Source organism: Streptomyces sp. NPDC006798 (assembly GCF_040635975.1).
GTDB lineage: Bacteria > Actinomycetota > Actinomycetes > Streptomycetales > Streptomycetaceae > Streptomyces.
Genome location: NZ_JBEYIS010000002.1, coordinates 193,531 through 212,266, shown reverse-complemented (window position 1 = coordinate 212,266; position 18,736 = coordinate 193,531). Strand labels below are relative to the sequence as shown.

Sequence of the window (18,736 nt, the reverse complement as noted above, 5' to 3'; positions counted from 1 at the left end):
GTGCCGGTATGACCGGAGATTCCGGTCTACCGGGCCGGTGGCGGCCCCGGGTCGATCCCGCAGAACTCGGCGTCGGCCACCCGGCGGAAGCTCTGCCGGGTCAAGGACCAGTCGCCGTTGAGGTTGAGCGCCACCCGGTGGCGGCCGTCCTCGGTGGTCATCGCGTAGGAGAGGGAGCCGGGACCGATCCCGCCGTGGCCCCAGACGGTGGCCCCGCAGCTCGTCGGGACCTTCTGGAGGCCGAGCCCGTAGCCGCCGGGTGTGGTGGTCCGCATCGCCGCGAGCTGCCGGGGCGGCAGTAGTTCGCCGCCCAGCAGCGCGCCCGTGAACCGGTTGAGATCGGCCGCGGTGGAGACCAGGTCGCCGGTGGCCCAGCCCGGGGACGCGTTCAGCTCGGTGACGTCGTACACCTTGGTGGTGTTCGGGTCGGGCGAGAGCTTGGAGTACGCCCGGCCGCTCGGCTTCGGCAGCCGTACCGAGTCCCCCGGGTGGTAGGTGTGGCGCAGCTTCAGCGGCTTGATGATCCGCTTCCGGACCTGGTGTTCATACGTCGTACCGGTCGCCTTCTCGATGATCAGACCGGCCAGGACGTAACCGGTGTTGGAGTAGCGGTAGCCGGTGCCCGGCTCGAAGTACGGCGGATGCGCCATGGCGATCTTGACGAGTTCGGCGGGGCGGACGGAGTCGTAGCGGGTCTCCAGGAAGCCTTCGTGGACATAGGCCCGCTGGAAGTCCGGGTCCAGCATGTAGTCGTAGATCCCGGCGGTGTGGTCGAGGAGCCGGCGGACGGTGATGTTCCGGCCGTCGTGGCCGTTGCCCCGGACCACGCCCGGCAGCCACTTCTCGACCGTGTCGTCCAGACCGAGCCTGCCCTCCGCTTCCAGTTGGAGCAGGACCGTGGCGGTGAAGGTCTTGGTGACGGAGGCGATCCGGAAGTGGTCGTCCTTGCCGCGGTCCCGGCCGGTGCGCAGATCGCCTGCGCCCGCCGCGCTCTTCCACACCCCGTTCGCGTCCGTCGCCGTGACGGTGACCCCGGGCACGCCCTCCGCGACCAGCAGTTCGATCGCCCGCTGGGTGGCCGAACGCGCGCCCTTACGGTCGCCGTGTTCGCCGTGTCCGCCGTGTCCGCCGTGTCCGCCGTGGTCACCGGCCCGGGCCGGGGCGGCGGCCAGCGTCCCCGCCGCCACCGCCCCGGTGATCAGAGCGACGGCCGTTCTCCGGCCGGTGGTCCTGATCATCGGCATCGGGTCAGCCTCGCCCGCCGAGGACCGCGTCGGCACCGGCCCCGGACGACTTCCGGGCCGCCGGGGCGCCCGGCCCCGGTGCCGTACCGCAGAACTCGGCGTCGACCACCCGGGCGTAGGCTTCCGGGGTCGCCCCGAATTCACTGTTGGCGTTGAACGCCAGCTGATGGCGGCCGTCTTCGGTGGTCACCGCGTCGGAGATGCTGCCGGGGCCGCCGCCGCCGTGGCCCCAGAGGGTCTTGCCGCAGCTCGTGCCCGTCTTGTAGAGCCCCAGCCCGTACCCCTCGGGGGTGGTCGTCTTCATCGCCTTCAACTGCTTCGGCGACAGCAGGTCGCCCCGCATCAGGGCCTTGTAGAAGCGGTTCAGATCGGCGGCGCTGGAGATGATGTCGCCGTCGGCCCAGCCCTGGGAGCCGTTCACCACCGTGACGTCGTACACCTTGGTGGCGTTCGGGTCGGGCGAGAGCTTGGAGTACGCCCGGCTGCTCGGCTGCGGCATAAAGGGTGAGTTGCCCGGGTTGTGGGTCTCTCGGAGCTTCAGCGGGTTGATGATCCGCTTCCGGACCTGGTGCTCATACGTCGTACCGGTCGCCTTCTCGATGATCAGACCGGCGAGGACGTATCCGGTGTTGGAGTAGCGGTGCTCGGCGCCCGGCTGGAAGTTCGGCGGATGCGCCATGGCGACCGCGATGTGGTACGCCGGGGGCACGGTGTCGTAGCGGTGCTTCAGAAAGCCCTCGAAGAAGTACTTCCGCTGGTACTCGGGATCGGCGGTGTAGTTGTAGATCCCGCTGGTGTGGTTGAGGAGCTGGCGGACGGTGATGTTCCGGCCGTCGTGGCCGTTGCCCCGGACCACGCCCGGCAGCCACTTCTCGACCGTGTCGTCCAGATCGAGCCTGCCCTCGTCCTCCAGCTGGAGCAGGACGGTCGCGACGAAGGTCTTGGTGATGGACGCGACCCGGAACCGGTCGCTCTCGCCGCGCTTCTTCCCGGTCCGCAGATCGCCGACGCCCGCCGCGCTCTTCCACACCCCGTTCGCGTCCGTCGCCGTGACGGTGACCCCGGGCACGCCCTCCGCCACCATCGCCTCGATCGCCCGCTGGGTGGCCGAATGTGCACCCTTGCGGTCGGCGCGCTCACCGGCCTGGGCCGGGGCGGCGGCCAGTGTGCCCACCGCCACCGCGCCCGCGATCAGCGCCGCCGCCCCCGTACGGGCCGCCCGCCGCCGCGACCGTGTCGCCCCGGTCTCCGTGGTCGCAGTGTTCCCTGTGGCCCCTGTGGTTTCCGCCCCGGTCACCGTCACCGTCATCCGCGCGCTCCCTGCTGGTGTGGCCGCCGATCGGCCATCGGGGGAAATGACCACACAAGGGGCGCCGATGGTTGATTGGAGAACCACGATGGCCGAGTTGTGACCCGTAGCCCTCTGTCCAGCTACGCGCGTTGACCCTAGGCTGCCGGGGCGGCCAAGCCGTTGAGCCGTGCCGATCGAGGGGAATCCGAGGGAAAGATGTCAGCCACTCCACAGGAGCCGGGAATCCGCGTCCCCGGCAGACCGGACCGGGCCCGCCGGAGCCGTCGTACGCGCCGGGCGCTCGGTGCCGTCGCCGGACTCGCCACCGTGGGCGCCCTGCTCGCCGCGCTGCCCGCGGGCACGGCGGGCGCCCATGAGCGCGACCGCGACGACAAGGGCGGCAAGGGCCACGGCCACGGCCGTACGGTCGACGTCCAGTTGCTCTCCTTCAACGACATCCACGGCAACCTCCAGCCCCCCTCGGGCTCCGGTGGCCGGGTGACCCACACCAACCCCGACGGCACCACCCGCACCATCGACGCGGGCGGTGTCGAATATCTGGCCACCCATCTGCGGGAGGCCCGCAAGGGCGAGAAGTACACCGTCACCGCCGCCGCCGGTGACCTGATCGGCGCCACCCCGATGCTCTCCGGGCTCTTCCACGACGAGCCCACCATCGAGGCGCTGAACGGGCTCGACCTCGATGTCTCCTCGGTCGGCAACCACGAGTTCGACGAGGGCGCCAAGGAGCTGGCCCGGATCCAGAACGGCGGCTGCCACCCCACCGCCGGCTGCTTCCAGCCCGGCCGGGAGTTCGAAGGCGCGGAGTTCCCCTATCTGACCGCCAACGTCACCCATGAGAAGTCGGGCCGGCCGCTGCTGGACCCGTACTACATCTGGGAGCACAAGGGTGTGAAGATCGGCTTCATCGGGGTCACCCTCGAAGGGACCCCCGACATCGTCAACGCCGAGGGCATCAAGGGCCTGAAGTTCGGCGACGAGATCGAGGCCATCAACAAGTACGCGAAGGTGCTGGAGCGCAAGGGCGTCAAGTCCATCGTCGCCCTGCTGCACGAGGGCGGCTTCCCGGCCTCCAACTCGTACAACTACAACTGCGACAGCCCCGGCCCCGGCGACGGCATCTCCGGCCCGATCACGGACATCGCGAAGAAGGTCAGCCCGCAGGTCGACGCGCTGGTCACCGGGCACACCCACCAGGCGTACGCCTGCACCATCCCGGACCCGGCGGGCAAGCCGCGCACGGTGACGTCGGCGGCGTCGGCGGGACGGCTCTACACCGAGACGACCCTCACCTACGACCGGCGGACCAAGGACATCGTCCGGACCTCGGTCGACGCCACCAACCACGTCGTCACCCGCGACGTGCCCAAGGCCCCGGACATGACCCGGCTGATCGACCGCTGGAACGCGCTGGCCGCGCCGATCGCCAACCGGCCGGTCGCGCACATCGGGTCGGACATCGACAACCCGCTGAACGCGGAGGAGCGCCCCCTCGGCAATCTGATCGCGGACGCCCAGCTCGCGGCCCTCTCCCCGGCCGACAAGGGCGGCGCCCAGCTCGCCCTGATGAACCCCGGCGGCATCCGGGCACCCCTGGTCCACAAGGCGTCCGGTGCCGAGGGCGACGGGGTGGTGACCTATGGCGAGGCGTTCACCGTCCAGCCCTTCACCAATATGATGAATGTGGTCGATCTGACCGGCGCCCAGCTGATTACCGCACTGCGCCAGCAGGTCAGCGGCTCCAACCAGGCGGCCCCCAAGATCCTCCAGGTCTCCAAGGGCTTCACCTACACCCTGGATCTGACCAAGGCGGGCGCGGACCGGATCGTCGCCGACTCCGTCCGGCTGAACGGTGAGCCGATCGACCCGGCGAAGACCTACCGGGTCGCGATGAACGAGTTCCTGACCGGCGGCGGCGACGGCTTCGCGGTCTTCAAGGAGCACAAGAACAAGCTGGTCGGCGCGTCCGACCTGGATGTCTTCATCGGGTATCTGACGGCCAACGGCACCCCGTCGGCCCCGCTGGCACCCCCGGCGACGGGCCGGATCACCATAGTCCGGTGATCGGCGGCTCCCGCTGCTGAACGACCGCTCCTGATCGACCGCTACGGCCCCGGGCACTCGCCCGGGGCCGTACGCGTGCCCCGGGCCGGTTCGGGTCGGGCCCGGGGCGGGGTGGGTCGGTTCGGGGTGGCGCGTGACAAGTACTTGTGCCGGGCCCGGTGGATCCGGCGGTCTCAGGCCGGGCCGTCGGGCCCGTGCGGGTCGTGGGTGATGAGATCCCCCGGCTGGCAGCCGAGGACGTCGCAGATCCTCGACAGGGTGGAGAACCGTACGGCCTTGGCCCGGCCGTTCTTCAGTACCGAGAGATTGACGACGGTGATACCGACCCGCTCGGAGAGTTCGGTGAGGGTCATACCGCGTTCGGCGAGGACCCGGTCGAGATGGATCCGGATCGCATGGGGCTCGTCTTCCGCCATCAGATGGTCCCTTCGAGGTCCTCTCGCATCCGGACGCCCTCCTGGGTGACCTTGCCCATGACCACCGCGGCGAGCCCGGCGAGCGTCAGCACCATCGGCCCGGAGAACTCGGGCCCGGAGTCCACGATCGGCGCCATGCTGTGGACCAGCCAGGAGTGCGACCAGCCGTCGACGAGACCCGTCAGCGGCGTCCCCACGGTAACCAGCCAGCCGAGGGCGGTCAGCCCGTTCGCGGCCCTGGCGGTGAACGGCCCCTCCGTCGCCACGATCTTGAGCAGCCGGGAGAAGAACAGCAGGGCGATCGCGCCGAACAGCAGCCAGGGGACGGTACTGCCGAGATCGGCGGCGCGCTGGGCCAGTGCGGGCGCCTCCTGGCAGAGCCGGGCGGCGCTCCCCCCGGCCTCCACGCCGGGATTGACCGGCAGTTCGTCGGCGAGGGTGAAGTTCTGCCAGAAGCCGGTCCCGACGCAGACGTCGCCGTTGTCGCCGAGCCGGGTGAGCGACTTGCCGGTGAAGACGAGCCCGCAGAACACCGCCAGGGCCAGGGTCGCCGAGGACAGGGCCTTGGTGAGTCGGGTATTCATCGCAACGCCTCCATGGTCATCACACTCAGCACCGAGCACCTATCGATTCTCGATATGCAGACTCTAGCTCGGCATATCGATAATCGACAAGTCATCGGCGACGGGTGATGGCATGTGTGCGATGAGTGACGGCGGTTGGGCGGGATGGGGATCTCCGGGGCCTACGGGAGGCGTGCCGGACCTTCCCCCGGCCCCGGCCGCCCCGCCCGGAGCCGTACGCGTACCCGGGACGGGGCCACGGGGCCGGGGGAAGGGGCCGCCCATGGGCCCGTTCCAGGCATTCGGCGCCACGGGTGCCTGCCGCGCACTAGCATGGCGAATCGCCGCCGGGGGACAGGAGCGTCGCGGATGCGTAAGGCCGGAAACCTCTTACTCGGCATGGCCGTTCTGAGCCTCGCGGTCACGGGATGCGCCTCGGACGACGGGAAGTCCGCGTCGGACGAGCGGCCGGAAGCGCCGTGTACGAACTCGCTGTGCGAGTCCTACGAAGCGGGCTACGCGGTCGGCGAGAAGGCGCTCGGGGAGAGTGCGGAGGTTACGCTCTCGCCCGCCCAGCGGGACCGGCTGCCCCGGTACGACGGTTCCCGGGACAGCGCGTTCGCGGCGGACGGTGCCGTCGCCGACATCTTCTGCGAGCGGGCGGCCGACGACTACACGGACACCGACGCCGTGACCACCGACATCCCGGAGCACGAGGAAGCCTTCACCACCGGCTGCACGGACGGTGGCGCTCCGTTCCTCAGCGGCAAACCGAACCGGTTCCACTACGAGCGGCCCCCGGCCGGATAGCCGCGCGCCGGGCCCGCCCGGGCCGACGGCGAGAGCCGCGCCCGGTACTACCCGGCGCCGGGCGTCTCCGACGGGGGTGGGGAGGCAGCGCCCGGGAGGCGGAGCACTGCCGAAGTGCCGCCGCCCGGGGCCGGTTCCAGGCGGATGTCGCCGCCTGCCGCCGCGACCGTACGGGCCACGATCGACAGGCCGAGGCCCGAGCCCGGCAGTGCCCGTGCCGACGGGGAGCGCCAGAAGCGTTCGAAGACGTAGGGGAGTTCGTCCGCCGGGATCCCGGGGCCGTGGTCGCGGACCGTCAGCCGGCCGTCCCGCAGGACGATCGCGACCTCCGCGCCCGGCGGCGAGAACTTCACCGCGTTGTCCATGACGTTGACCAGCGCCCGCTCCAGCGCCGCCGGTTCCGCCCGGACGTACCAGGGCGCGAGATCGGCGGTGAAGGTGAGCTCGGGGCCGCGCAGCCGGGCCCGGTCGAGGGCGGTGGCGGCGATCTCGTGCAGGGCGACGACCCGGGCCGGGCCGCCGTCGCCGTTCGGCACGTCCGGCCGGGACAGCTCCTGGAGGTCCCCGATCAGCGCCGCCAACTCCTTCATCTGCGCCTGCACACTGGCGATCAGCGCCCGGCGGTCCTCCGGCGGGATCGCCCGCCCGGTCCGCTCGCTTCTGGCCAGCAGATCGATATTGGTCCGCAGCGACGTCAGCGGGGTACGCAGCTCATGGCCCGCGTCGGCGATCAGCCGCGCCTGCCGGTCCCGGGACGACGCCAGGGCCTCGGTCATCGCGTTGAAGGACCGGGAGAGCCGGGCGATCTCGTCGTCGCCGTCGGCGGGGATCCGTACCGTCAGATCCTCCGTACGGGCCACGTGCTCGACCGCGTCCGTCAGCCGGTCCACGGGCTGGAGCCCGGTCCGCGCCACCCACAGCCCGGCCGCGCCCGCGCCCAGCACACCGAGCCCGGCGAGCCCGGTGAGCAGCAGCGCCAGCCGGTTCAGCGACGCGTCGATCTCGTCCAGCGGGCGGGAGACGGAGACCGCGATGTCGCCGGTGGCCAGCTTCATCGCCGTGGTGTGCGTCCGGACCTCGCGGCCGGAGTCCGTGACCCCGCTGTGCAGCGCGCTGTCCAGCCGCCCGTCGGCCACTCCGATGTCGAGCTTGGTGACCTTCACCGGCTGGCTGTAGTCGGTGACGCAGCGGGAGCCGTCGGGGGCGACGATCTGGGTGTACGCGAACGACTCCTGGTCCTCGTCCACGGGGACCGGCTCGGCGGTGACCGCGCACTTCTTCAGGGCCTCGACCACCAGCTTCTGCGGCGCCCTGGTGTTCTCCAGGGACCGGTCCAGTTCGGCGTTGAGCTGGGCCCGGGTCAGGACCCAGGAGACGACGGCGACGGCCGCGACGGCGACCGCCACGGCGACCGCGACGAGCAGGGCCAGCCGGGAACGCAGGGGGAGGCGGCGGAACCGCCGGACCAGGCCGGGCCGGGCCCGCCCGCCGGGTACGGAGGGTCCGCCGGGCGGTGGCGCGGCAGGTGCCGCGGGCGGTTGCGCGGGCGGTACGGGCGGCGGCCCCGAGTAGCTCACCCCTCGCCTCCGGGCGCCCGCAGTACGTACCCCACGCCCCGTACGGTGTGCACGATCCGGGGCTCCCCGCCCGCCTCCGTCTTCCGCCGCAGATACATCACATAGACATCCAGGGAATTGGAGCTGGGCTCGAAGTCGAAGCCCCAGACCGACTTGAGGATCTGCTCCCGGGTCAGTACCTGCCGGGGATGCGTCAGCAACAGTTCGAGCAGGGTGAACTCGGTCCTGGTCAGCTCCACCGGCCGGTCGGCGCGGTACACCTCGCGGGTGGCCGGGTTCATCGTCAGATCGCCGAAGCGCAGGACGTCCCCCGGCTCCCCGGACCCGGTGGCGTCGCCGGGCGCGGGCGCGGGGGCGGCGTACGAGCTGCGCCGCAGCAGGGCCCTGATCCGGGCGAACAGCTCGTCCAGCTCGAACGGCTTCACCAGATAGTCGTCGGCGCCCGCGTCGAGCCCGGTGACCCGGTCGCCCACGGTGTCCCGGGCGGTGAGCATCAGGATGGGCACGGTGGAGCCGCCCGCGCGGATCCGGCGGGCGGCGGTCAGCCCGTCCATCCGGGGCATCTGGATATCGAGCACGATCAGATCCGGCCGGTACTCCGCCGTCTTCGCGAGCGCGTCGAGGCCGTCCACGGCGACCTCGGTCCCGTACCCCTCGAAGGCGAGGCTCCGCTGAAGGGCCTCGCGGACGGCGGGCTCGTCGTCCACGATCAGTACGCGTTCGGTGGTGTCGCGGTCGGTGTCGCGGTCACGGTCGCGGCTCTCGGTCATACCGTCAGCGTCGCACGGCCCGGCGGACACCCCGGGACCGGGCGCGCGGGCGCCCCCGAGGGCCCCGGCCCCGGACCCGTCGTGTCCCGGCCCGGGTACGGCCGGCCCGTCAGGCACCGGCGCGCAGCTCGGCGAGGGTGCTCTTCACCGTGTCGACGGGGATCGCGAAGCCGAGCCCGACGCTGCCCGCCGCCGCCGACCCGCTCGCGGCGCTCGGCGCGTACATCGCCGAGTTGATGCCGATGATCCGCCCGTTCATGTCGATCAGCGCGCCGCCGGAGTTGCCGGGGTTGAGGGACGCGTCCGTCTGGATCGCCTTGTACGTGGTCGTGGCGCCGCCGGTCTCCCCGTTGAACTGCCGCCCGCCGAACTCGAAGGGCCAGCCGCGCTCCTGCTGCCGGGGCTGCTCCTGGTCCTTGGCGACGGTCACGTCCCGGTCGAGCGCTGAGACGATACCGCTGGTCACCGTGCCGGTCAGGCCCTCGGGGGAGCCGATGGCGACGACCTCGTCCCCGACTCGTACCGCATCGGAATCGCCCAGCTGAGCCGCCTTGAGGCCGCTCGCGCCCCGCGCCTTGATCAGGGCGAGGTCCTTCTCGGGGGCGGTGCCGACGACATCGGCGAGATAGGTCTTGCCGCCGTCGAGCCGGACCCGGACGGTGTCCGCGCCGCCGAGTACGTGGTTGTTGGTGACGATCTCCCCGTCCGGCGTGATAATCACACCGGAGCCGGTGGAGTTCCCGCCTCCGCCGTTCGCGGTGATCTCCACGATGCTCGGCGACACGGCCTCCGCGACCCCGGCGACGGTCCCGGTGGAGACCGAGGAGATCCCGGTCCCGGCGACCGAGCCGGACCGCCCGGCCGTCGCCCGGTCCCCGGTGGTCCGGTCCACCAGCGCCGACACTCCGCCGCCGACGGCCGCCGCCGCGATCGCCACGGCGACCATCAGCGCGACGGGCCGCCGCGCCCGGGGCCGCGCATGCGACTGCGGCTGCGACTGCTGGTCCGGCCGGGACCGGGACTCCTGCTGCCACTGCGGGGGCGCGGCGGGCGGCGCGGGCCAGGCGGACGGGGGAGCGTCGGTGCGGTGGCGGTAGTCGTCGGTCATGTCATCGACTCTCCCCGCCGAGTCTGAGAAGGATCTGAGGGCTCGGTGAGAACGGGAGCAGAGTTCCGTATGCCCGGTATAAGGAACGACGGCGGTACGGGGGCGCCGGGCCCGGGCCCGTACGGTTCCGGGGCCGGGCTCTTACGGCTCCGGGCCCGCGACCGCCGTCAGCCAGTCGGCGCCGTCAGCCCGCCGGTGCCGTCAGGCCGCCGGAACGCGGGCCAGCGCGCGGTGCTCCGTCGGCCGGAGCCCCATCGTCCGTTTGAAGGCGACACTGAGCGCGTACGCGTTGGCGTAGCCGACCCGGTGCGAGACCGCGTCGACCGTCGCGTCCGTCGTGGCCAGCAGATCCGCCGCCCAGCAGATCCGCCACTCGGTCAGATAGGCCATCGGCGACTGCCCCACGAGATCCGTGAACCGCCGGGCGAACCTGGCCCGGGACGCCCCCGCCTCCGCGGCCAGCGCCCCGACCGTCCACGGCCGGGCCGGATCGCCGTGGATCAGCTTCAGGGCCCGGCCCACCACGGGATCGGCGTGCGCGCTGTACCAGGCCGGAGCATGGGCGCCGGGGAGTTCGAACCACTCCCGCAGCGACGACACCAGCAGCAGATCCAGCAGCCGGTCCAGGACCGCCTGCTGCCCCGGGACGTCCCGGGCGATCTCCTTCTCGATCATCATCAGGGTGGGGCAGTCGTCCGGCCCGGACGGAACCAGGGCGATCCGGGGCAGCGCGCCGAGCACCCGCCGGGAGACGCTGCCACCGGCCTGGTAGGAGCCCTTGAGCAGGACCGCGCCGGGGTCGTCGAGGGACCGGCCGGAGCCGTCGGGGCCGCCGCCGAGGGGGTCCGAGCCGCACCACGGCAGATCGCCGAGGACCAGCGCGCCCTCCGGGGTCGTACACCGGTCGTCCCCGTGGACGAGCGCCTGCGGCGGGGTGCCGGGGGAGTCGGCGACGGTGTACGGCTCCGGGCCGGTCACGATCGCGATGTCGCCGCGCCGCAGCGGTACGGGGTCGCCGTCGTCGGGCACGATCCACGCGTCGCCGACGAGGGCACTGAGGACCGAGACCGGGGCACGGTCCAGGAACCGCAGCCCCCACGGCGGATCGAGTACGGACTGGTTGAAGATCGCGCCCCGGGGCCGGACTCCGTGCAGCAGGCTCGACAAGGCGTCATCCATGGCATCAGATCGTACGGTCGGCTGCGGCTGCGGCTGCGGCTGCCGTGGCGGTAGCGGTCGCCGGGTGGCCGTATCCGGACCTTCCCCGGACCGTCCGCTTCTGGCTAGCCTCGGCCGGGACGGCGGATGGACCGTCCGCGCGTCGTTTCCCACGGAGACAGAGCACGCAGAGGACAGGGGGAATCCATGCCCGCATATGTCATCGCCACCATCGATGTGGACGACGAGGCGGCCGCCATGGCGTACGCGCCGGTGGCGGCGGAGTCCGTCATCCGCCACGGCGGACGCTATCTCGTCGCGACACCCGTACCCGAGCCCGTCGAGGGGAGCTGGGAGTCCGGACGGCTGGTGGTGATCGAGTTCCCGGACCTGGAGCGGATCCACACCTGGTACGACTCGCCGGAGTACCGGCGGGCCCGGGAGATCCGGGAGGGCGGGGTCCGGCTGGGGCTGCTGTTCGTGGAGGGCTCCCCGCCGGAGGGATTCCAGCCACCGGCCGAGTAGTCGGGAAAGGTCCTCGCGGGACGGCCCCGGGCGAGACGATCGGACATCGAACCGAGAGGACCAACCATCGACCGTCCCCTTCCGGGCCGGTGTACTGGCGGACATGACGACATCTGCGACATCCGCATCCGCTGTGACCTCAACCTCCGTACTCGTACTCGGCGGCACCGGGAAGACCGGCCGCCGGGTCGCCGACGAACTCCGGCGGCGGGGCCGTACCGCCGTGGTCGCGTCCCGGTCCGGGGGCGCTGAGGGCCGCCCCGGTACGGACCACCTCCGTACGGTCCGCTTCGACTGGGCCGACCCCTCGACCTGGGAATCCGGCCTCGACGGCGTCGACGCGGTCTACGTCGTCGACTCCCAGGGCCCGGACGCCCCCGCCGAAGTCCGCTCCTTCGTGGAACTGGCCGCGCGGTCCGGCGTACGGCGACTCGTCCTGCTGTCCGCCCGGGTCTGGGGCGAACTGGACATGCCGGGTGCCCTGGACACCGAGAACGCGGTCCGCGAGGCCGCCGAAGGCACCGGGCTCACCTGGACGATCCTGCGCCCCACCTGGTTCTCGCAGAACTTCACCGAGCTCGAATTCTTCGTGACCCCGCTACGCGACGGTGAACTGCGGCTCCCCACCGGCGACGGCCGGGAATCGTTCCTCGACCTCGACGACCTCGCGGAGGTGGCGGCCGTCGCGCTCACGGAGGACGGACACGCGGGCCGTACGTACACCCTGTCCGGGCCGAAGGCACTCGGCTTCGGGGAGGCCGTCGCGGAACTCGCCGCCGCGACGGGGCGCCGGATGCGGTTCGTCCCCGTCACGGAAGACGAGTTCCGGGCCGAACTGACGGCGGGGGACGTGGAGGCGCCGCCGGAAGGAGCCGACATCTACCTCACCCTCTTCCGGCACATCCGCGAGGAGCGGGGGGCGGCGCCGGTGGACGGCGTCCGCGAGGTGCTGGGCCGGGAGCCGAGGGACTTCTCCGGCTACGTCGCGTCGGTGGCCCCCGCGCACCCGGTGGCCCGCGGCGCCCACGACGCGCACGTCTGAAGCTGCCGCCTCTTCCGGGGCCGGTTGCGCCGCTGATCCCTTCCCTGTGCGGCCCGCGCCATCCGCCCAGCCGGGCGGGCGTCGTACGGCGGCGGCGCGCGATCGTGGGTTTGTCGCGCAGTTCCCCGCGCCCCTGAATGCTCTTCCCGGCGCCGCCCTTGAAAGAGTGGGACCGCCTCTCCGCGAGGGCCGTCAGGAGGGCAACCTAGGGGCGCGGGGAACCGCGTGACAAGCCACCCACGGTCCGCAGGCCGGGGAGAACCTGCGGGCGCCGGGCGCGGCCCGGGTAGTTCCGGGCGGCGCCCCGGAGGGCCGAGGCGCCGGGGTCCCCCATCGCCGAAGGCATAGGGGGCGGAACTGCGCGAACAGCCACCGGCGGTCCGCGGGCCGCCGACAACGCGCGGTCGCCGGGCGCGGCCCGGCACCCCCGAAGCTCAGGCGCAGCCGCAGGAGCGGCGGATGACCAGGCCCGAGGGGAACTGGCGGACCCGGTCGCGGCGCGAGCCCGGGACCCGGAGGCTGTCGTCCAGGACCAGATCCACCGCCGCCCGCGCCATCGCGGGCCGGTCCGACGAGACCGTCGTCAGCGGCGGATCCGTCAGATGTGCCTCTTTGACGTCGTCGAAGCCCGCGACCGCCAGCTCTCCGGGGACGTCGATCCGGAGTTCGCGGGCGGCCCGCAGGACCCCGATCGCCTGGTCGTCGGTCGAGCAGAAGATCGCGGGGGGCCGGTCGGGGCCCGAGAGCAGTTTGAGGGCGATCTGGTAGGCGTCGTACCGGTTGAAGGGGGCCTGGAAGAGGCGGCCCTCCACGTCCCGGCCGGATTCCAGCATGGCCCGGCGCCAGCCTTCGACGTGGTCGGTGACGGGGTCGCCGACGGGCGGTGTGGTGTCGGGGCCGCCGAGGCAGGCGACGTAGGCGTGGCCGTGTTCCAGCAGATGCCGGGTGGCGAGTTGCGCGCCGCCGATGTCGTCGGTGACGACCGCGACGTCGTCGATCGCCTCGGGGCGTTCGTGGAGCAGGACGACCCGCGCCTCCCACGCCTCGATCTCGGCCGCCGCGCTCTCCGTCAGGCCCTGGCTGACCAGGATGAGTCCGGAGACCCGCATGCCGAGGAAGGCCCGCAGGTAGTGGACCTCGCGTTCGCGGCGGTAGTCCGAGTTGCCGACGAGGACCATTTTCCCGCGTTCCGCCGCGGCCTGTTCGACGGCGTGCGCCATCTCCGCGAAGAACGGCTGCCGGGCGTCGGGGACCACCATTCCTATGAGGTCGGTCCGGCGGGAGGCCATGGCCTGGGCGACCCGGTCGGGCCGGTAGCCCAGTTCCTTGATCGCGGCGAGAACCCGCTCGCGGGTGGCCGGTGCGACCGGCCGGGGTCCGTTGTTGATGACGTAGCTGACGACGGCGGTCGATGTCCCCGCCAGTCGCGCAACGTCGTCCCGCGTCACCTTGGCCACGCGCCGCAGTCTACGCGGGGTGACCCGCTTCCGGGCAGGTCGTTCGCGTTATCTCACAACGTGGAGCGGAGGGTTGCGGGGAGGGCTCCGGGGAGCCTCACGGTTACTCTCCGGTACCGGTACCGGAGAGCGTGCGGGGGGTCCGCCGGCGGTACGGCCCGGGGCCGCCGGGGAGAGCCCCGCCGCGTCACTCCGCCTTCGCGACCGTGCCCGGCCCCGTACGCGATCCCGCGCGCGCCGTCACTCGCTCCGGCCGCTCCGCCGCCTTCTCCGCCGCCGCCTTGTCGGGCGACTTCTCCGGCGTGACGAACCGGTATCCCACGTTCCGTACGGTTCCGATCAGCGACTCGTGCTCCGGGCCCAGCTTCGCCCGCAGCCGTCGTACATGGACGTCCACCGTCCGCGTACCGCCGAAGTAGTCGTACCCCCAGACCTCCTGGAGGAGCTGGGCCCGGGTGAAGACCCGGCCCGGGTGCTGGGCCAGATACTTCAGCAGCTCGAACTCCTTGAAGGTCAGATCGAGGACCCGGCCCTTCAGCTTGGCGCTGTACGTCGCCTCGTCCACCGACAGATCACCGTTGCGGATCTCCATGGGGGAGTCGTCGAGCCCGATCTGGCGGCGGCCGGTCGCCAGCCGCAGCCGGGCCTCGACCTCCGCCGGGCCGGCCGTGTCGAGCAGGACGTCGTCCACGCCCCAGTCCGCCGTGACGGCCGCCAGGCCGCCCTCGGTGACCACCAGGATCAGCGGGGCGCCGAGCCCCGTGGACCGCAGCAGCTGGCAGAGCGACCGCACCTGCGGCAGATCGCGCCGGCCGTCGACCAGGATCACGTCCGCGCCCGGGGTGTCGACCAGGGCCGGTCCCTCGGCCGGGGCCACCCGCACGTTGTGCAGCAGCAGCCCGAGGGCGGGCAGGACCTCGGTGGACGGCTGGAGGGCGTTGGTCAGCAGCAGCAAGGAACTCATCGCCGCTCACCCGCTCCCCGGTCCGTCCCGTTCGTACAGCTGTCGTGCACGGTTCGCTCGCCCATGTCGTCGGTTCCTCCTCGGTCCCTGCGAGGACGTGGTTTCGTGCGGCTCCGGCGGCCCCGCCGGTTCACCTGCCTGTAACAACAGGCCGAAAACGCAAAAGGACCCGGGGGCTGCGTCGCCCGGATCCTCGTTCCCAGGAGAATAGCCCACATGCGTTCCGAGCCGGAGGGCCGATCTCACCCAGTGGATGTCGACCCGATCACGTCCGGAGTCCGGCGCGCCCTGCTCCGAACCTCCGATGATGTCCGTATTGAGGCCATTTATCAACCGGGTCGTGGGACGCGGGCGGGCCGGGAGACGGGACGTACGCCCGCGATCGTCGTGGCCCACGGTTTCACCGGCTCGGCCGACCGGCCCGCCGTCCGCCGGGCCGCCGCCGCGTTCGCCGCCCACGCGGCCGTCGTGACCTTCTCCTTCCGAGGTCACGGCCGGTCCGGCGGCCGTTCCACGGTCGGCGACCGGGAGGTCCTGGACCTCGCGGCGGCCGTCGAATGGGCCCGCGCCCTGGGCCATCACCGGGTCGCCACCGTCGGCTTCTCCATGGGCGGCTCCGTCGCGCTCCGGCACGCGGCTCTCTACTCCGCCGCACGCGGGGGGCGTACGGAAGCACGGACCGATGCCGTCGCGTCCGTAAGCGCCCCCGCGCGCTGGTACTACCGGGGTACGCCGCAGATGCGCCGGGTCCACTGGGTGATCTCGCGCCCCCTCGGCCGGGCCGTCGGCCGCTACGGCCTGCGGACCCGGATCCAGCGCCGGGAGTGGGACCCCGTCCCCCTCTCGCCGGTCGAGGCGGTCCCGCTGATCGCCCCCACTCCGCTGCTGATCGTGCACGGCGACCGCGATCGGTACTTCCCGCTCGACCACCCCAGGTCGCTCGCCGCCGCCGGACCGGCCGAGCTGTGGCTGGAACCGGGCATGGGCCATGCCGAGAACGCCGCCCCCGGCCCGCTGCTGGAGCGCCTCGCGGACTGGCTGGCGGACCGTGCGGCCCGCTCGGATGGCTCATGATGGAGAACCGCGCGACGCGCGCGCCGGAGGTGGGCGCGCGGCGCGGACGAGGTGTACGCAGAGCCGGCTGAGATGGCAGAGACGGCTGAGGGACGAGTGAGGGACGAGGGGAGCGGCGCATGCCCGCCGGAACCATCCGCTACTGGGCGGCGGCGAAGGCCGCCGCCGGGGTGGCGGAGGAGCCGTACGCGGCCGGGACGCTGGCCGAGGCGCTGGACGCGGTCCGCGAGCGCCACCCGGGCGAGCTGTCGCGGGTGCTGAAGCGCTGCTCGTTCCTCGTCGACGGCGACCCCGTCGGCACACGTGACCATGAGACCGTACGGCTTGCGGAGGGCGGCACGGTCGAGGTGCTGCCGCCGTTCGCAGGAGGGTGATCCGGAGAGTATGAGCAGCGATCAGCACTACCCGTACGATCCGCAGGATCCGCACCGGCGGCGTGAGCCGGAGGAGGCGCCCTCCTACGGATATCCGCAGCCCGCGCAGCCGCAGCAGCCCGCGCAGACCTGGCAGGGCGACACCTGGGACACCCAGTACCAGCCGGGCCTGCCCCCGGCCGTACCGTCCGGGGCGGGCCCGGCGGAGCAGACGGCGTATCTGCCGCCGGTGCCGGGTGCCGGTCCGAACGGGCCGATTACGGGTCCGGGTCCGGTCCAGGGCTACGGCCCCGGGGCCACCGGAGGCGGTGTGCCCGGTTTCGGTACGGGCCCCGCCGAGGAGACGGCCTACCTGCCCCCCGTACCGCCTGCGGGCCCGGCACCCTCCTACGGCTATCCGCAGACACCGCCGTCCGCTGCGGCGGAGACGGCGTATCTGCCGCCCGTGCCCGCCGACCCCGGCTCCGGTTACGGCGCCCCCGGTGGTCCCGGCGGTCCCGGGTCGGCCGCCGAGCAGACGGCCTATCTGCCGCCGGTACCCGGCGGTCCGGGGTACGGGCCCGGTTACGGCGGCCCCGGCGGACCGGGTGCGCCCGGTACGTCTGCCGGGCAGGCGCCGTACGCGTCGCACGGCTCCGGTTTCGGCCCGCCCGGCGGCCCCGGGCCGGCCGCCGAGCAGACGGCCTATCTCCCACCGGTCCCGGGCGGCCCGGTTAACGGTCCTGGTTACGGCACGCCCGGTGGTCCCGGGCCGGCCGCCGAGCAGACGGCGTATCTGCCGCCCGTGCCCGGCGGCCCCGGTGGACCCGGCATGTCCGCCGGACACGGACAGCAGCCGATGCCCGGTGGCCAGGGGTACGCACCCCACCCCGGCGCGCCCGGAACGCCCGGGGCGCCCGCGGGACAGGCGCCGTACGCGCCGCCGACGCCCGGGGGCCAGGCATACGGCTCCGGCCCCGCCGCGCCCGGAGCGCCTGCCGCGCCCGGTGGTCCCGGGTCCGCCGCCGAGCAGACGGCGTATCTGCCGCCCGTGCCCGGCGGCCCCGGTGGACCCGGTATGCCCGCCGGACACGGACAGCAGCCGATGCCCGGTGGCCAGGCGTACGGCTCAGGCCCCGCTCCCGCCTCCGGGCCCACCCCCGCATCCGCACCCACGCCGCCCGGTGGTGGCCGACGGGCCCGGCGCCGGGGCGCGAACCCGCCCGCGACGAACCCGCCCGCGACCCCGCCGGGGAACGCGCCCCCGCACGCCCCCGGGCCGGAAGCCGCCGCCGAACAGACGGCGCTGCTGCGCCCCGTCTCCGGCAACGCGCCCGGTCCCCGGCAGGGCAGCGGCGCGTACCCCCTGCCGCCCGAAGCGCCCGGAGCCGTACCCGCGCCCGGCGCGCGCGCCGCCGACACCTCCGGCTACAGCGCGCCCACCACCACCGGCAACGCCCGGATCACCGACGCCCAGCGGGCCAGGGCCGAAGGCCGGTCGCCGATCATCGCGCCCGGGATCCAGCCCGCCGCGCTCACCGCCGGACTCGGACTGCTGCTCGCCGGAGGCGCCGCCCTCGGCCCGTACGGACTGCTGATCCCGCTCGTACTGCTCCAGGCCGTCACCGCCGCGGGCTGGTTCCGGCTCAACGGGATGTGGCCCGCGCGCCAGGGCATCGCCCTCGCCTTCGCGGGCGGCCTCGTCGCCGACGGCGTACTGCTGGCCGCCGGGCGCGACGACGGGCCCGCCGCGATCCTCGGCACTCTCGGGGCCTGGGTCCTGATCACCGTCGTCCTCCAACTGCGCAGCCACGCCTCCCCGGACGAGCGGATGTACGGCCTGATGGCGACCGTGGCCGCCGCCGCGTTCACCATCGTCGCCACCGGATATCTGGCCGCCGCGCCCGACGCGGTGATCGTCGGCGGGATCGCGGTCGCCGCCGCGACCTTCGTCCGGGCCCTGCCGACGCCGTGGGCCGACCCCGGCGCCCTCGCCGTACTGGCCGCCGCCGGTGCCGGGGCCGCCGCGGGCGCGCTGACCGACTACGGGGTCAAGGCCGTGGTCCTCGGCGCGGCGGCCGGGCTGCTCGCCCTGGTGGGCCTGCGGGTCGCCAGCTACGACTACCCGTCCCGGTTCGTCCACTTCACCGCCGGTGTCGCCCTGCCGCTGGCCCTGGCGGCGCCCGGGGTCTATCTCGTCGGGCGAGTCCTGGCCTGATTTCGCGGTCCGGCGGGAGAGGTGAGCCGTACCACCTCTCCCGCAGGAACCATCCCCCACGGCTGTACGTCGATCACTAAC

The 18,736-nt window shown here is 73.0% G+C and carries 17 protein-coding genes; 7 read left to right on the top strand and 10 right to left on the bottom strand.

Annotation, left to right across the window (positions count from 1 at the left end; translation table 11 throughout):
* Window positions 1-26 precede the first annotated feature (26 nt).
* Both ABZ714_RS02165 and ABZ714_RS02160 read right to left on the bottom strand, forming a co-directional pair.
* Window positions 27-1,244: a serine hydrolase domain-containing protein gene (locus ABZ714_RS02165; RefSeq protein ID WP_358823192.1), complete on the bottom strand. Its 1,218-nt coding sequence runs from the start codon at window positions 1,242-1,244 to the stop codon at window positions 27-29.
* 4 nt (window positions 1,245-1,248) lie between these two features.
* Window positions 1,249-2,553, bottom strand: a complete 1,305-nt coding sequence (locus tag ABZ714_RS02160; RefSeq protein WP_358823191.1) for a serine hydrolase domain-containing protein — start codon at window positions 2,551-2,553, stop codon at window positions 1,249-1,251.
* Between the two features lie 198 nt (window positions 2,554-2,751).
* Between ABZ714_RS02160 and ABZ714_RS02155 the strand changes: the two genes are divergently transcribed.
* A complete protein-coding gene (locus tag ABZ714_RS02155) occupies window positions 2,752-4,620 on the top strand; it encodes a bifunctional metallophosphatase/5'-nucleotidase (RefSeq protein ID WP_358823190.1) in 1,869 nt (622 codons plus the stop codon).
* 173 nt (window positions 4,621-4,793) lie between these two features.
* Here ABZ714_RS02155 and ABZ714_RS02150 read toward each other — a convergent pair whose 3' ends face one another.
* On the bottom strand, window positions 4,794-5,036 hold the full coding sequence (locus ABZ714_RS02150; RefSeq protein ID WP_358823189.1) for a helix-turn-helix transcriptional regulator: 243 nt from the start codon (window positions 5,034-5,036) through the stop codon (window positions 4,794-4,796).
* Entirely contained in the window at window positions 5,036-5,620 is a 585-nt protein-coding gene (locus ABZ714_RS02145) for a DUF2975 domain-containing protein (protein ID WP_358823188.1), read from the bottom strand. Before ABZ714_RS02145 ends, ABZ714_RS02150 begins: the two co-directional genes overlap by 1 nt.
* Window positions 5,621-5,968: 348 nt before the next feature.
* Here ABZ714_RS02145 and ABZ714_RS02140 point away from each other — a divergent pair, with 348 nt between their 5' ends.
* On the top strand, window positions 5,969-6,409 hold the full coding sequence (locus ABZ714_RS02140) for a hypothetical protein (protein WP_358823187.1): 441 nt from the start codon (window positions 5,969-5,971) through the stop codon (window positions 6,407-6,409).
* A 47-nt stretch (window positions 6,410-6,456) separates the two neighbouring features.
* Here ABZ714_RS02140 and ABZ714_RS02135 read toward each other — a convergent pair whose 3' ends face one another.
* The 4 genes from ABZ714_RS02135 to ABZ714_RS02120 form a co-directional block, all read right to left on the bottom strand.
* The gene (locus ABZ714_RS02135) at window positions 6,457-7,878 is read right to left on the bottom strand and encodes a HAMP domain-containing sensor histidine kinase (RefSeq protein ID WP_358823244.1); all 1,422 of its coding nucleotides are present in this window, start codon (window positions 7,876-7,878) and stop codon (window positions 6,457-6,459) included.
* Between the two features lie 104 nt (window positions 7,879-7,982).
* The gene (locus tag ABZ714_RS02130) at window positions 7,983-8,756 is read right to left on the bottom strand and encodes a response regulator transcription factor (protein WP_358823186.1); all 774 of its coding nucleotides are present in this window, start codon (window positions 8,754-8,756) and stop codon (window positions 7,983-7,985) included.
* 109 nt (window positions 8,757-8,865) lie between these two features.
* Complete coding sequence (locus tag ABZ714_RS02125) at window positions 8,866-9,864, bottom strand: trypsin-like peptidase domain-containing protein (protein WP_358823185.1); 999 nt, start codon at window positions 9,862-9,864, stop codon at window positions 8,866-8,868.
* 201 nt (window positions 9,865-10,065) lie between these two features.
* Complete coding sequence (locus ABZ714_RS02120; RefSeq protein WP_358823184.1) at window positions 10,066-11,043, bottom strand: AraC family transcriptional regulator; 978 nt, start codon at window positions 11,041-11,043, stop codon at window positions 10,066-10,068.
* A gap of 186 nt (window positions 11,044-11,229) precedes the next feature.
* On the opposite strand from ABZ714_RS02120, the gene ABZ714_RS02115 reads away from it, so the two are divergent.
* Both ABZ714_RS02115 and ABZ714_RS02110 read left to right on the top strand, forming a co-directional pair.
* The gene (locus ABZ714_RS02115) at window positions 11,230-11,547 is read left to right on the top strand and encodes a DUF1330 domain-containing protein (protein ID WP_358823183.1); all 318 of its coding nucleotides are present in this window, start codon (window positions 11,230-11,232) and stop codon (window positions 11,545-11,547) included.
* 133 nt (window positions 11,548-11,680) lie between these two features.
* A complete protein-coding gene (locus ABZ714_RS02110; protein ID WP_358823182.1) occupies window positions 11,681-12,589 on the top strand; it encodes an NAD(P)H-binding protein in 909 nt (302 codons plus the stop codon).
* 434 nt (window positions 12,590-13,023) lie between these two features.
* Here the strand turns inward: ABZ714_RS02110 and ABZ714_RS02105 are convergent, their stop codons facing one another.
* Entirely contained in the window at window positions 13,024-14,046 is a 1,023-nt protein-coding gene (locus tag ABZ714_RS02105) for a LacI family DNA-binding transcriptional regulator (protein ID WP_358823181.1), read from the bottom strand.
* A gap of 187 nt (window positions 14,047-14,233) precedes the next feature.
* A complete protein-coding gene (locus tag ABZ714_RS02100; protein ID WP_358823180.1) occupies window positions 14,234-15,010 on the bottom strand; it encodes a response regulator transcription factor in 777 nt (258 codons plus the stop codon).
* Window positions 15,011-15,226: 216 nt separating this feature from the next.
* Between ABZ714_RS02100 and ABZ714_RS02095 the strand changes: the two genes are divergently transcribed.
* From ABZ714_RS02095 to ABZ714_RS02085, 3 genes are all read left to right on the top strand, one after another.
* The gene (locus ABZ714_RS02095) at window positions 15,227-16,084 is read left to right on the top strand and encodes an alpha/beta fold hydrolase (RefSeq protein WP_358823179.1); all 858 of its coding nucleotides are present in this window, start codon (window positions 15,227-15,229) and stop codon (window positions 16,082-16,084) included.
* 119 nt (window positions 16,085-16,203) lie between these two features.
* Window positions 16,204-16,458 carry a MoaD/ThiS family protein gene (locus tag ABZ714_RS02090; RefSeq protein ID WP_358823178.1) on the top strand — a complete coding sequence of 85 codons (255 nt, stop codon included), beginning with the start codon at window positions 16,204-16,206 and terminating at the stop codon, window positions 16,456-16,458.
* A 10-nt stretch (window positions 16,459-16,468) separates the two neighbouring features.
* Complete coding sequence (locus tag ABZ714_RS02085; RefSeq protein ID WP_358823177.1) at window positions 16,469-18,655, top strand: hypothetical protein; 2,187 nt, start codon at window positions 16,469-16,471, stop codon at window positions 18,653-18,655.
* Window positions 18,656-18,736 lie beyond the last annotated feature (81 nt).

Bases quoted from the DNA above. Each gene is read 5' to 3' on its own strand.
- ABZ714_RS02085 (WP_358823177.1), top strand. From the start codon at position 16,469: ATGAGCAGCGATCAGCACTACCCGTACGATCCGCAGGATCCGCACCGG.
- ABZ714_RS02140 (WP_358823187.1), top strand. From the start codon at position 5,969: ATGCGTAAGGCCGGAAACCTCTTACTCGGCATGGCCGTTCTGAGCCTC.
- ABZ714_RS02125 (WP_358823185.1), bottom strand. From the start codon at position 9,864: ATGACCGACGACTACCGCCACCGCACCGACGCTCCCCCGTCCGCCTGG.
- ABZ714_RS02150 (WP_358823189.1), bottom strand. From the start codon at position 5,036: ATGGCGGAAGACGAGCCCCATGCGATCCGGATCCATCTCGACCGGGTC.
- ABZ714_RS02100 (WP_358823180.1), bottom strand. From the start codon at position 15,010: ATGAGTTCCTTGCTGCTGCTGACCAACGCCCTCCAGCCGTCCACCGAG.
- ABZ714_RS02145 (WP_358823188.1), bottom strand. From the start codon at position 5,620: ATGAATACCCGACTCACCAAGGCCCTGTCCTCGGCGACCCTGGCCCTG.
- ABZ714_RS02155 (WP_358823190.1), top strand. From the start codon at position 2,752: ATGTCAGCCACTCCACAGGAGCCGGGAATCCGCGTCCCCGGCAGACCG.
- ABZ714_RS02090 (WP_358823178.1), top strand. From the start codon at position 16,204: ATGCCCGCCGGAACCATCCGCTACTGGGCGGCGGCGAAGGCCGCCGCC.
- ABZ714_RS02160 (WP_358823191.1), bottom strand. From the start codon at position 2,553: ATGACGGTGACGGTGACCGGGGCGGAAACCACAGGGGCCACAGGGAAC.
- ABZ714_RS02120 (WP_358823184.1), bottom strand. From the start codon at position 11,043: ATGGATGACGCCTTGTCGAGCCTGCTGCACGGAGTCCGGCCCCGGGGC.
- ABZ714_RS02130 (WP_358823186.1), bottom strand. From the start codon at position 8,756: ATGACCGAGAGCCGCGACCGTGACCGCGACACCGACCGCGACACCACC.
- ABZ714_RS02165 (WP_358823192.1), bottom strand. From the start codon at position 1,244: ATGCCGATGATCAGGACCACCGGCCGGAGAACGGCCGTCGCTCTGATC.
- ABZ714_RS02095 (WP_358823179.1), top strand. From the start codon at position 15,227: ATGCGTTCCGAGCCGGAGGGCCGATCTCACCCAGTGGATGTCGACCCG.
- ABZ714_RS02115 (WP_358823183.1), top strand. From the start codon at position 11,230: ATGCCCGCATATGTCATCGCCACCATCGATGTGGACGACGAGGCGGCC.